Source organism: Methylohalobius crimeensis 10Ki (genome assembly GCF_000421465.1).
In the GTDB taxonomy this organism is placed as follows: Bacteria; Pseudomonadota; Gammaproteobacteria; order Methylococcales; family Methylothermaceae; genus Methylohalobius; species Methylohalobius crimeensis.
In genome coordinates this window covers 633,906-646,162 of the sequence record NZ_ATXB01000002.1, presented here as the reverse complement: position 1 = coordinate 646,162, position 12,257 = coordinate 633,906, and the positions used below count along the sequence as shown (strand labels likewise).

General features: G+C 60.1%; 13 protein-coding genes. 7 read left to right on the top strand and 6 right to left on the bottom strand.

Annotated features, from left to right (window positions below; translation table 11 throughout):
- The first annotated feature begins 52 nt into the window (after positions 1-52).
- Positions 53-865: an alginate export family protein gene (locus tag H035_RS20445; protein ID WP_051149880.1), complete on the top strand. Its 813-nt coding sequence runs from the start codon at positions 53-55 to the stop codon at positions 863-865.
- 21 nt (positions 866-886) lie between these two features.
- Entirely contained in the window at positions 887-1,231 is a 345-nt protein-coding gene (locus H035_RS0116830; RefSeq protein ID WP_022950126.1) for a phenylpyruvate tautomerase MIF-related protein, read from the top strand.
- Between the two features lie 36 nt (positions 1,232-1,267).
- Here the strand turns inward: H035_RS0116830 and H035_RS21060 are convergent, their stop codons facing one another.
- On the bottom strand, positions 1,268-1,774 hold the full coding sequence (locus tag H035_RS21060) for a hypothetical protein (RefSeq protein WP_022950125.1): 507 nt from the start codon (positions 1,772-1,774) through the stop codon (positions 1,268-1,270).
- A gap of 21 nt (positions 1,775-1,795) precedes the next feature.
- Positions 1,796-2,101, bottom strand: coding sequence for a DUF1244 domain-containing protein (locus H035_RS0116820; RefSeq protein ID WP_022950124.1), 306 nt, complete (start codon positions 2,099-2,101; stop codon positions 1,796-1,798).
- A gap of 97 nt (positions 2,102-2,198) precedes the next feature.
- Between H035_RS0116820 and H035_RS0116815 the strand changes: the two genes are divergently transcribed.
- The 5 genes from H035_RS0116815 to H035_RS0116795 are packed head-to-tail and all read left to right on the top strand — an operon-like array spanning position 2,199 to position 4,583.
- On the top strand, positions 2,199-2,489 hold the full coding sequence (locus H035_RS0116815) for a hypothetical protein (protein ID WP_022950123.1): 291 nt from the start codon (positions 2,199-2,201) through the stop codon (positions 2,487-2,489).
- 6 nt (positions 2,490-2,495) lie between these two features.
- Complete coding sequence (locus tag H035_RS0116810) at positions 2,496-3,041, top strand: septation protein A (RefSeq protein ID WP_022950122.1); 546 nt, start codon at positions 2,496-2,498, stop codon at positions 3,039-3,041.
- Positions 3,042-3,043: 2 nt separating this feature from the next.
- On the top strand, positions 3,044-3,346 hold the full coding sequence (locus H035_RS0116805) for a YciI family protein (protein ID WP_022950121.1): 303 nt from the start codon (positions 3,044-3,046) through the stop codon (positions 3,344-3,346).
- Positions 3,343-3,621 carry a BolA family protein gene (locus H035_RS0116800; protein ID WP_022950120.1) on the top strand — a complete coding sequence of 93 codons (279 nt, stop codon included), beginning with the start codon at positions 3,343-3,345 and terminating at the stop codon, positions 3,619-3,621. The genes H035_RS0116805 and H035_RS0116800 overlap by 4 nt, the downstream gene beginning before the upstream one ends.
- 5 nt (positions 3,622-3,626) lie before the next feature.
- Complete coding sequence (locus H035_RS0116795) at positions 3,627-4,583, top strand: peptidylprolyl isomerase (RefSeq protein ID WP_022950119.1); 957 nt, start codon at positions 3,627-3,629, stop codon at positions 4,581-4,583.
- 39 nt (positions 4,584-4,622) lie between these two features.
- On the opposite strand, the gene H035_RS20435 is transcribed toward H035_RS0116795, so the two are convergent.
- The 4 genes from H035_RS20435 to smc are packed head-to-tail and all read right to left on the bottom strand — an operon-like array spanning position 4,623 to position 12,190.
- The gene (locus H035_RS20435; protein WP_022950118.1) at positions 4,623-5,777 is read right to left on the bottom strand and encodes a GGDEF domain-containing protein; all 1,155 of its coding nucleotides are present in this window, start codon (positions 5,775-5,777) and stop codon (positions 4,623-4,625) included.
- A gap of 17 nt (positions 5,778-5,794) precedes the next feature.
- Positions 5,795-7,846 (bottom strand): NAD-dependent DNA ligase LigA, encoded by a 2,052-nt coding sequence (ligA, locus tag H035_RS0116785; RefSeq protein WP_235044669.1) that lies wholly within the window; start codon positions 7,844-7,846, stop codon positions 5,795-5,797.
- Positions 7,819-8,640, bottom strand: a complete 822-nt coding sequence (gene zipA / locus H035_RS0116780; RefSeq protein WP_022950116.1) for a cell division protein ZipA — start codon at positions 8,638-8,640, stop codon at positions 7,819-7,821. The genes ligA and zipA overlap by 28 nt, the downstream gene beginning before the upstream one ends.
- A gap of 49 nt (positions 8,641-8,689) precedes the next feature.
- Positions 8,690-12,190, bottom strand: coding sequence for a chromosome segregation protein SMC (gene smc, locus H035_RS0116775; RefSeq protein WP_022950115.1), 3,501 nt, complete (start codon positions 12,188-12,190; stop codon positions 8,690-8,692).
- Positions 12,191-12,257 lie beyond the last annotated feature (67 nt).

Genomic DNA, 12,257 nt, shown 5'->3' with positions numbered 1-12,257 from the left:
CGAATAACCTGCAAACATTGGGGCGTCAGCTCCTATTGGCGACGCCGAAGCTTTGCGCCGCGGCCGGACCCAATTCGACGAGGAGAACGGAGCCACCTTCTTCATCGGCACCTTTCTCGGCCTCGACCGCTTGCCCCTGGATTCCCGGGGGAAGCTCTACGCCTATTACCTGCACGAGGAAGATACCCGTCATCATCCCATCGCCACCCAAAATCGGAAATTGTGGACGCCCGGCGTGCGCTGGTATCGCAAGCCCGATACCGGACGGTTCGATTTCGAATTCGAGACGGCCTTGCAGACGGGCAGTTCGCGGGCGTCCAAAACCTCGACCGACAGCCTGGACCACTTCGCCTATTTCGGTCATGCCGCCGTTGGCTATACCTTCGATCTGCCTTGGCGGCCGCGCTTTCTCGTCCAGTACGATTACGCCAGCGGGGACGAAGACCCCAACGACGGCGATTATGACCGCTTCGACACCTTGTTCGGCGCGCGCCGCTTCGAATTCGGTCCCACCAGCATTTGGGGCGCGTTCGCGCGCGGCAATTTGAATTCCCTCGGCTTTCGGGTGCAGGTCGAACCGGCGCCGACGGTAGACGGATTCTTCGCCTATCGGGCTTTTTGGCTGGCGGAAAAACGGGATGCTTGGACCGGTGCCGGGTTGCGGGACGCCAGCGGCGGATCGGGCGACTTTCTCGGCCACCAGATCGAAATCCGCACCCGCTGGCATGTGATTCCCGCTCTGTTGACCCTGGAGGCCGGCTGGGCCCATCTATTCAAAGGCAAGTTTGCCCGCAACGCGCCCGATGCGCCGAATCAGCGGGGGGATTCCAACTATTTCTACAGTCAGACTATAATCTCGTTCTGACGAAGAAAATGGAGGAGAGCAATGCCGTATTTGCGGGTTGAAACCAATTTGGAGCTGAGTTCGGACAAGCGTGAATCCATCCTGAAAGAGGCCTCCGCCCAACTGGTGGACAAGCTGGGCAAGCCGGAGCGATTCGTGATGGTGCAAGTGGTGGGAGGCGCCGATCTGATTTTCGGCGGCACCTCGGACCCGGCCGCCTATGTGGAGTTGAAAAGCATCGGTCTGCCGGAGAACCAGACCGAACCGCTGTCCCGCTTCGTCTGCGAGTTTCTGCAGGCGCAGTTGAATATTCCCCCGGATCGGGTCTATGTCGAATTGATCGATATTCCGCGTAAATATTGGGGGTGGAACAACGGGACGTTTTAAAGTACCAGGCCCGCTGATGCGGGCCTGGTTTTGGGCTCAGTGCCAGCCGCCGTATTGCTTGGTCAGATCGCCCTTGAAACCGGTGGACGAGCGTTTCCCGCCCTGGCTGGGGCGTTGATTGATGGCGCCGCCGGCGGCGCGGGCGATATTCTCCGGCGTCAAGCCGCCCAGTTGGCGCGCGGATTTGACCACCAAATCCGTATAGGAACTGATATTTTGCTCGCTCACCAGGCTGCCGCCTGCCACCGCCTCCAAGGTTTTGCCATTGGGCAAAGTGGCAGTGAGGACCACCGGATAAGCGGTATCGGCGGGTAATTGAATGCGAAAATGGGCGTCCCGGCCCACTTCGGTCGTGGCCAAGGTGCGATTCCGACTGTCCACCGCCTTGATCGCGGCTTTCTTGGCCGGTCCCTGGTCGCTGATGACTTGGCCGCGGATGTTGGCGGGCCCGCTGCTGACGCTATCTGTCCCATTGCCGCACCCGGCCAAAATCAGGGTGAGCAAAGAGAGTCCTAACCAATGCATCCGGTATTTAATAATCATGGGAGCACCTCCGGGAGAGTTTTATCGCGCTTGTTTGCGCCGCTGGCGTTCCTCGTAGGCTTGCTTCTGCTCAGGGGACGCTTCGGTTTGATGCTGGGCTTTCCAGTCGGCGTAGGGCATGCCGTAGATGATTTCCCGGCTTGCGTCGTAGTCCAGCTCGACGCCTCGCGCTTCCGCTTCCGCCAGGAACCATTTCGCCAGACAGTTGCGGCAGAAGTCGGCGGTAAGCATCAAATCGATGTTTTGGATATCGGGATGGGTTTGTAAATGCTGGAGCAGTCGACGAAAAGCCGCGGCTTCGATTTCGGTTCGGGTTTTTTCGTCCATTTGCGCAAAGATCGGGTTGTTTTAGGGTAACGGGATTCCGGTTGCTTGCGCGCCGGATGGCGACAGGATAGCATAGCTAACATTAATGGGTGGTTCGATGAATGCTATCAGGCGTGTCAATTATCCTTCGGCGTTGGCCGTCCATCCCCGGACGCGTCCGAGCGGGCGGAAACCCGATCCGGTTCGGGCGGTCCAATCGGTGCCGTCGTCCGGACGTAAAAGCTTTGCCGAACCCGCCGTGGAGGATTCGATCCGAGCCCGGCGGATTTTGGTGGAGGACACCTTGGATCTTCGTACCCGACGGGCCTTGCTGGCCTATTTGAACGCTCAGTCCCTCCCGGACGAGACGGCGCCCCAACTGTGGTACGCTGTGGACGCATATGTGTGACAATTTATGAAATTATTATTCGATTTTTTCCCCATCATTCTGTTTTTTGCCGCTTATAAGCTCGAAGGCATTTATGTCGCCACCGGGGTGGCGATTGCGGCGACCTTCGTGCAAGTGGGCTATATGTGGTTGCGCCACCGGCGGGTGGAAAACATGCACCTGATCACCTTGGGGTTGATCGTGGTATTCGGCGGTGCGACCTTATATTTCCACGATGAGGAATTCATCAAATGGAAGCCCACCGTGATCAACTGGTTGTTCGGAGTGGCGTTTTTGGCCAGCCAGTTCATCGGAAAGAAACCTTTCATTCAGCGGATGATGGCCGCTAACGTGGATCTTCCCCAGCTGGTTTGGTACCGTCTCAACCTCAGTTGGGCGTTGTTTTTTCTGTTTCTCGGGGCGGTCAATTTATTCGTAGTCTATACCTTCGATACCGACACCTGGGTCAATTTCAAATTGTTCGGTATGTTGGGTCTGACCGTCGGCTTCGTGCTGCTGCAGGCGGTTTTTTTGGCCCGTTATCTGCCCGAGCCCGAATCCAATAAGGAGTAATCGTGCTGTATGCGATTATCGCCGAGGATGCCCCCGGCAGTCTGCCGCTGCGCAAGGAGCAGCGGCCGGCCCACCTTCAGCGTTTGGAGGCCCTTCAAGCGGAAGGGCGCTTGATCCTCGCCGGCCCCCATCCCGCCATCGACAGTCCCGATCCGGCGGCGGCCGGTTTCAGCGGCAGCTTGATCGTAGCCGAGTTTCCCAGTCTCGAGGATGCCCGCTTTTGGGCGGATGCGGACCCTTACCTGAAAGCGGGAGTCTATGCCCGCGTGACAGTTAAACCATTTTTACAGGTGTTTCCCCAATGAGTGATCGAGTTCAAATGATCGAAGAGCGCCTTCGCCAAACCTTGTCTCCTACCCATATGGAGTTGATGGATGCCAGCGCCGCCCACGCCGGCCATGCCCAGGCGGGTGGGGCGGGACATTTTTATCTGACCATCGTTTCCGACGCGTTCGCCGGCAAAAACTTGGTCCAACGCCACCAGATGGTCTATCAGGCGCTCTCCGACCTGATGCAGAGCGAAATTCATGCGCTCAGCATCCAGGCATACACTCCCGATGAATCTGCAAACAAAGGATGATAATTATGAAAAAAACCTTCACCTTGACCGTCCTGTCCTGCGCCATCCTGGCCGGCTGTAACGCCGGCGGCAATAAAGCTTCGGAAGGCCTGAGCCTGGCGCCCGTGGATGAAAAAGAGGCGGTGGCGATCGTCAATGGCCAGCCCATCAGTCGCAAGGCGTTGGAGTACGTCAAAAACGAAATTACTCGCAACAATCCCAGGGCCGGCGCCGATCTGCCGGAAGGCAAACTGGTCGAGGAATTGGTCGACCGGGAGTTGTTGAAGCAGGAAGCCCTGCAAAATCAGCTTCCTCGGCAACCGGAAGTGGCGGAGAGAATCCGTTATACCCAACGGGCGGTCTTGTCCCAGGCGAATGTGGAGGATTACCTGAACAAGCATCCTATCACCGAGGAGCAGCTTCAGGCGGAATACGACCGACTGGTGGGCGCGATGAAGAAAAGCGAATATAAAGCCCGCCACGTCCTGGTCAAGACGGAAGATGCGGCGAAAAAAATCATTGAACGCCTGAAGGCGGGCGAGGATTTTGCCAAGTTGGCCGAGGAGAATTCGATCGGACCTTCCGCCAAGAAAGGCGGCGATTTGGGTTGGTTCGTGCCTGAGCGGATGGTGGAGCCTTTCTCCGAAGCGGTGATCGCGCTGGAAAACGGCAAGTACTCCGAGGAACCGGTCCAGACCCAGTTCGGTTGGCATGTGATCTTGAGGGAGGATTCGCGCGAGAAAACTCCTCCGCCGTTCGAGCAAGTCAAACCCCAGATTGAAATGATGCTCAAGCGGCAAATGATTCAGGAGCACGTGGACGAGCTGAAGCAAAAAGCCGAGATCAAGCTGTTGACCGCCAAGGCAGCGGAGAAGGCCCCAGCTCAGGAAGCGCCTAAAGAGGCGCCCCGGGAAGAACCATCGGAAGTTCCCGCCACTCCCGCGCCGGAGCAAGCGGAAGAAGCTCCGGACAGCGGGGCATAGTTATTCCGCTTGGAAAGGCGCCGGACCCGGCGCCTTTCGTTAGGATTGGGACGCCACCCACTTTTCATGGAGGGCTGGATAAGCCCCGCCGCTATGTACCCGGTTTCTCCCGGCGCGCTTGGCGTGATACAAGGCCTGGTCGGCCAGCTCCAAAAAACGCTGTTTGTCGGTTTCGGTCAGTGCCGAGCTTGGGGTTGGCGTATATTCCGACACACCGATGGACAGGGTGACGGAGATCGGCTGCTCGTTATGATCGACGATTTTGGATGATTCGATGCGTTTTCGGATACGTTCCGCCACCTCCAACGCTCGTCGCTCATCCGCCGTAGACAGCAGGGCGACGAATTCCTCTCCACCGTAGCGGGCGAGTACGTCGTTGCTGCGCAGCTGGGAACGGATTTGCGCGGCGACCTCCGCCAACACCAAATCGCCGGTTTGATGGCCGTAAGTGTCGTTGACCGTTTTGAAGTGATCGATGTCCAGAAACAGGCATGCGATCGGTTCATTGCGCCTTTGGGCGAGGCCGAGTTCTTCGCCGAGCCTTTGTTCGAAAAAGCGGCGGTTGTTGACCCCGGTCAAGGTATCGATGAAGCTGGTGCGGCGCAGCAACTCAAAGTTCAGGGTATTCTCCAGGCAGATCGACAAGATCGCACGTAAGCGATCGAGAAAGTCGGTGGCCATGCCGATAATGAAGCGGTCCGGATCATGGCTTCCCAAATTCAAGGCGCCGAGAAGTTCTCCCCGGCGTACCAGGGGAAGCAGGGCGATATTGGTGGGTGGGGATGAGTATGGAAACAGTGTTCCATGTCTGGAATCGAAGGCTCCCAAGTAAGGCCGAAAGGCCTTGCCGAACAGCTGCGTCAAGGTGCGGTCGGAGTCCAGAAGGATCAGTTCCTTCAAACTGTCGAGGCCGAGACCGTCTTCCTGCATGAATTGTTGCAGCTTGCCGTTGGGATCCACCAGGGCCAGGGTGACGCAATCCAGTTCGAATACGGTGCGCGTGTCGTCCAGAACGTACTCCACCAATTCCCGCAAGGAGTTGAGGGAGAGCAGCTGGGTTTCCAGGGATTGGAACTGACATAATTTGGCATCGTTTTGGCGGATGCGCGCGATCAAGCGCTCCAAATGGCTCTGTAAAATGCAAAGCTCGGTCTGTAGATCGTCGATTTCCGCGTCTGGATCTGTCTCGTTCACGAGTTTTTCTTGTGGGTTCAGGGGGTTACGAACTGATTAAGAAAGGCCAGAAACGCCTCCTCGTTCATGACGGCAATTTCCAGTCGACGGGCCTTGTCCAGCTTGGAGCCGGGGTCCTCGCCGACGATCAAATAGTCGGTGTTTTTGGAGACGCTGCCGGAAGTCTTGCCGCCCAGGGCTTCGATCCGCGTTTTGGCCTCATCCCGGGTCATGGAGGCCAGCGCGCCGGTCAACACGAAGGTTTTGTCGGCCAGCGGACGGGAATGGTTTTCCTCGGGTGTTTCCCACTCGATCCCGGCGTCCCGCAGCCGCTCGATGACCTGGCGGTTATGCGGCTGGCGAAAGAAGGCGACGATGTGATTGGCCACCACCGGACCGATGTTGGCAATCTGCTCCAATGTCTCCTGGTCGGCCTTTATCAAGGGTTCCAGGCCGCGGAAGTGTTGCGCCAGGGTTTGGGCGGTGACTTCCCCCACCTCGCGGATGCCCAGGGCGTACAAAAAGCGAGGCAGGGTGGTCTGTTTGCTTTTTTCCAGGGCCTGGATCAGATTTCGTGCCGATTTGCTGCCCATTCGTTCCAATTGCGCCACTGGCTCCTCGGTCAAATCGTACAAATCGGCCACATCCTCGATCAGGCCTTTTTCCAGCAACTGGTCGATCAATTTATCCCCCAGCCCGTCGATGTCCATCGCCCGCCGGGAGGCGAAGTGTTTGATGGCGGCCTTGAGCTGGGCGGGGCAAAACAGTCCCCCGCTGCAGCGGATCAGGGTTTCCCCCGGGTCGGTCACGACTTCCGCGCCGCAGATCGGGCAGCGGCCGGGCGGTTGGATCGGGGAAGTTTCGGCCGGGCGTTTCTCGGCAATCACCGTCACCACTTCCGGGATGACGTCGCCGGCGCGGCGCACGATCACCGTATCGCCCACCCGCGCGTCCTTGCGTTTCACTTCCTCGTAGTTGTGCAGGGAAGCGCTGGACACGGTCACGCCGCCCACCTGGACCGGCTCGAGTTTGGCCACCGGGGTGAGGACGCCGGTCCGTCCCACCTGCACTTCGATGGCTTGAATCTCGGTGGTGGCCTCGTGGGCCGGGAATTTGTGGGCGATCGCCCAGCGCGGGGCGCGGGCGGTGAAGCCCAGCCGCTGTTGGGCGGCGATGCGGTTGACCTTGTAGACGACGCCGTCGGTTTCGTAGGGCAGAGATTCCCGCTTGGCTAGAATCGACCGATGATAGTCCAGGCATTCCTCGGCCCCTTCTACCACCGTCAATTCCGGGCACACCGGAAAGCCCCAATCCTGGAGCCGGGCCAGCAATTCCGCCTGCGCCTCGGGCAGCCGATCCGCGGGGAATAGTCCCCAACCGTAGCAGAAAAAATCCAGCGGCCTCCGCGCGGTCACCTTCGGGTCCAGCTGGCGCAGGCTGCCGGCGGCGGCGTTGCGGGGGTTGGCGAACACCTTTTGGTCGTGACGCAAGGCCCAGGCGTTCAATTGTTTGAATCCTTCGATGGGCATGAAGATTTCCCCCCGCAGCTCGAATCGGTCGGGCCAGGCCGACCCCTGTAGACGCAAGGGGATGGAACGGATGGTTTTGACGTTGGCGGTGACGTCCTCGCCGGTGGTGCCGTCGCCGCGGGTGGCGGCGCGGGTGAGACGGCCGTGTTGATAGAGAATCGACACCGCCAGGCCGTCCAGTTTGGGTTCGGCGGTGTATTCCGCCCGGTCGACGCCCAAGTGCTCGCGTACCCGTCGGTCGAAATCCAGCAGCTCCGTGTCGCTGAAAACATTGTCCAGCGACAGCATGGGCACTTCATGTCGGATGGGGGCGAAGGCTTCCGAGGGGGGCGCCCCGATCCTCTGGGTCGGAGAATCGGGGGTGATCAATTCGGGATGGCCGGTTTCAAGCGCCTTGAGTTCGGCCATCAGGGCATCGTATTCGGCATCCGAGACGACCGGCTGGTCGAGGACGTAATAGCGATAATTGTGATGCTCGATCTCCCGGCGCAACGCCTCCACCCGCTGCGCCGCCGATTCCGGCGGCGACATGCTCACGAGCCCTTGAGCTGACGGCGCCATAGGGAGATTTTAACCGCGGTCAAGGGTTGTCGACGGTCGTCCCACTCGCTGCCGCCGAAACGCTGCGCCAGGGTGTGGCAAGCGGAAATCATCCGTTCGAACGCCTCGGAGGGGCGCTTGACCAAGGGCGGTTGAATGAACAGCGTCAGCCCCCGGGTTTGAAAATCGTCCATGGCATCGATGGGAAAAGTCCCCGGCTTGACCAGGCTGGCTACGCTGAATTGAATTTCATCGCCTTGGTAGGCGTGAAAGATTTCCATGTCGCCGTATTCGAGTCCCAAGTCGGCGAACGCTTTGGCCAGTGCCGGTCCTTGGAGCGGTCGCCCCGGCGGAGCGGCCACGCTTACCTGAATGACGTCCGGCAATTTGGCGGCTTGGGTCGCCGCTTGCCGTTCGGCAGGGGCCGGCTCGGGAGCGCGTTGAGCGGCTTTGGCCGTCGCTTCGGGTTCGCTCCGGGTTTGGCGTTTCTCGGCTTCGGCTTGGCGGGGGCGGTCGCGGCCGGAATAATCGCTGGACGATTCGCGTGGTTCTTCCCGGGGGGGCGACATGCTGGCCTGTTCGGCGTCCAGGACGTCCGCGTCCACCGGGACGTTTTCTTCCGCCGGATTGATGGAGATGGTATCGATTTCTTCCAATTCGAATTCGTCATGGGACGGTTCGGATTCCATTTCGTCCCAGGTTTCGTCCGGTATCCGGCGCCGCTTTTTCCAGCGGTCCCACAGGTAGATTCCAACCAGCAGCACCGCCCCGGCGACTGCCAGAATGATTCTCAAGGTGGTTTTATCCATCTCCATGTTTGATTCTCCTCCGGAGCGCTTCGAGTCGGTTCTGCGGTCGGCCCATTTACGCGGCCGCCATTTCGGCGGCCTGTTTCAGATCCACGGCGACGATGCGGGATATCCCCGGTTCGCGCATGGTGACGCCGATCAGCTGATCGGCGATTTCCATGGTGGCTTTGTTATGCGTCACAAAGATGAATTGTACCCGTTCCGACATGGATTTAAGAAGTTGGCAGAAGCGCCCCACGTTGGCTTCGTCCAGGGGTGCGTCCACCTCGTCCAGGAAGCAAACGGGGGCCGGGTTCAATTCGAAAAAGGAAAATACCAGGGCGACCGCGGTCAGCGCTTTCTCTCCGCCGGACAACAGCTGGATGGAGCTGTTGCGTTTGCCCGGCGGCCGGGCCACGATGCGTACCCCGGCGTCGAGGGGGTCGTCGCCGGTCAGCTCCAGTCGGGCCTCCCCGCCGCCGAACAGCGCCGGGAAGCGTTCCCGGAAATGCCCGTTCACCGCGTCGAAGGTAGCGCGAAAGGTGGCGCGGCTTTCGCGGTCGATTTTGCGGATGGCCTTCTCCAGCATTTCCACCGAACTTTCCAGATCGGCGTGCTGTTTGTCGAGAAAGCGCAGACGCTCCGAATGCTGGCGGTGTTCCTCGATGGCGGCCAGATTGACGTCGCCCAGGCGGGCTTGATCCGCCTTGAGTTGTTCCAAGCGTTTCCGCCAACCGGCCACATCGGCGGAGGGAGGCAAGGATGCCAGGGTTCGGTCGAGGTCGACGGCTTGGGTCGCCACCTCGTTTTGTGCGGTTTGCCAGCGGACCCGAGCCGCCTCGGCGGCGAGACGGGCTTGCTCCAGGGCGCTTCGAGCTTGATCGCGCTGCGCTTCCGCCCGTTGCTTCCGCTCGGTCGAGTCGCGCAAATCGACCTCGGCTTTCTGCACCGCGGCGCGGGTTCGGGCAAGGTCTTGTTCCAGCGCGGGGCGGCGTTCGAGCAGGGATGCCAGTTCGCGTTCGGCGGCTTGGATCGGCGCCTTGCCTTCGGTTTGCTCGGCTTCGGCGTGCCGGAGGCGATCCCGGAGCTGACTTTCTTGTCGTTCGGCCCGCGCCAGTTGCTGCCGGAGCAGTTCTCGGGCGTGTTCGATCTTTTCCCGGCGGGCCTCCAACCGGTGTTGGTGGTCCAGTTGGCGGCGGGCTTCGTTTTCGATCCGGTCGAATTCGGCGTGGGCGCGATTGAAGTCGGCCTGCAATTTGCCCAGCGCATCCCCTTGATCCGCTTTGGCTTCGGTTTTCCGGGCGAGTTCCCGGCGATGTTCGGCCAGTTTGTCGGCCAGCGCCCGGTTATCCTTTTCGGTTGCCTCATATTCCCGCGCGAGCCGTTCTAGGCGGGTTTGGATTTCTTTCTGGCGGGTCCGGGCGGCGCCCAATTCGGCTTGCAAGCGGCTGTGTCGGGAGTGGCTGTCGCGTTCCCCGGAGCGAAGCGTTTCCAAGTCCCGTTCGGTCTCGCTCAGCGCCTCGTTCACACGGTTTTTTTCGGCCTGGTCCCGGCTCCGCTCCCGGTCCAGGGTATCCAGGCTGCCCCGGAGCTCCCGCAGGGCTTTTTGCCGCTCCAGTACCCCTTGATTGGATTCTCCCCGGTGGCGGAGCTGCAGCCACGAGGGACCGACCTGATCCCCGCCGGGCGTGATCCAGCGTTCGTGAGTCGCCAATTCTTCCCGCCGAGCCAGCGCCGTGTCGAGGGATTCCGTGCAGCGGAAGCCTTCCAGAAGAGGCGCCAAATTCACCGGGCTTGTGACTTTTTTCATCAGGGAGTCGGCAGGCGCGGAACCGGGGAAGGAAGGATGCTTCAGAATGAATACGGCGTTTTCTTCCAACTCGGGGGTGGCTTGGGCGACGGAAGCGAGATCCTCCAGGCAGACCGATTCCAGCCATTCGGCCAAAGCGGTTTCCACCGCAAGTTCCCAATCGGCCTCGCTTTCCAGGGCTTCGGCGAGGCGCGGGGCATCCTGCAGCCCCAGGGCTTTGAGCCAATCGTTCAATCGTTCGCGGTCTTTTCCCAAGGCATACCGCTGGAGGGTTTCCAGGGCGCTGAGCTTGCCTTGCAGGCGGGATGATTCGCTTTCCGATTGTTTGATCCGGCGCTCGACGGCCTGCTTTTCGTCTTGCAGGCGGCGGATGGTTTGGCTGGTGCTTTGGATGGCTTCCTGTTGGGCCTCTCGCCGGGTCTGAATTTCCGACAATTGCCGGGCCAGCTCATCGACTGCATCCGAGTCGCGGTTCTGTTCCAGTTGGCGCCGCTCGCCGGCCAGCTGTTCGAGACGCGTCCGATTGCGGCTATGGTGACCTTCCAAATGACGGATTTCCACTTCCAAGAGTTGAGTCTCGGACTCGGTGTGTTTCAACTTCTCGCCTTGACGCTCGAACGCTTGCCGCGCTTCTTGGCGGCGGCTTTTCGCCGCATGCCGCTGGGCTTGGATTTGTTCGACCCCGCTTCGATGTTGCTCCCATTCGGCTTGCACCTGAAGGTGCTCCTGCTCCAGGTGTTCCAATTCGGTTCGGGTCTCGGCGATGGCCGATTGGGACCGTTCCAATTCGGCGCGCCAGGCATCCAGCGAGCGTTCGCGCTCCTGGAGGGTTTTTTGGGCGTGACGGAGATTCTGATCGCATTGGCTGATGGCAGCCTTCAGATCGTATAGCTTCGCCTGCCGGGATTGCAGGTTTTGGGTCAAATCTTGAGTCCGGCCGCGCGCTTTCGACACCCTCGTTTCCGCTTCTTCCAGAGCGCTTTCCCGGTCGGCCAGCTCGCTTTCCATCCGCTGAAGATCCCCTTGATGGCGGCGATGCTCGGTTTCGGCCTGGCGCCATTGGATCGCCAACAGCTCCGCCTGGCGCTGCTCGATGGAACGGGTCAATTCGCGGTATTGCTCCGCTTTCTTGGCTTGTCGAGCAAGGCGTTTGACCTGGCCTTGAAGCTCGCCGCGAATATCCTCGACGCGATCCAGGTTGGCGCGGACGTGCTGGAGTTTGAGTTCGGTCTCGCGGCGCCTTTCCTTGTATTTGGAGAGTCCCGCCGCTTCCTCCACGAACAGGCGCAGATCTTCCGGTTTGGCCTCGACGAAGCGCGATACCATCCCTTGTTCGATGATGGCGTAGCTGCGCGGTCCCAGGCCGGTCCCCAACAGCACATCCATGACGTCCCGGCGGCGGCAGCGGGAGCCGTTGAGGAAATATTGGGACTGACCTTCGCGGGTGACCTGGCGTTTGAGGGCGATCTGGGCGTAGCGGGCGTATTCGCCGCCGAGGCGTCCTTCGTGGTTGTCGAAGACCAGTTCGATCCCGGCCAAACCCACCGGTTTGCGGCTGCTCGAACCGTTGAAGACGACGTCCGCCATGGCGCTGCCGCGCAAGTGCTTGGCCGAGCTTTCCCCGATCACGAAGCGGACCGCGTCGATGATGTTGGACTTGCCGCAGCCGTTGGGACCGACCACCCCGATCAAGCGCCCCGGAAAGACGAGCGCGGTGGGGTCCGCGAAGGACTTGAAGCCGGCTAATTTGATTTTTTCCAGGCGCATGGGAGCAACGAAGTTGGATGAAGGTCCAATGTTACGACGCATTATTACAATTTTACGTATTATACTG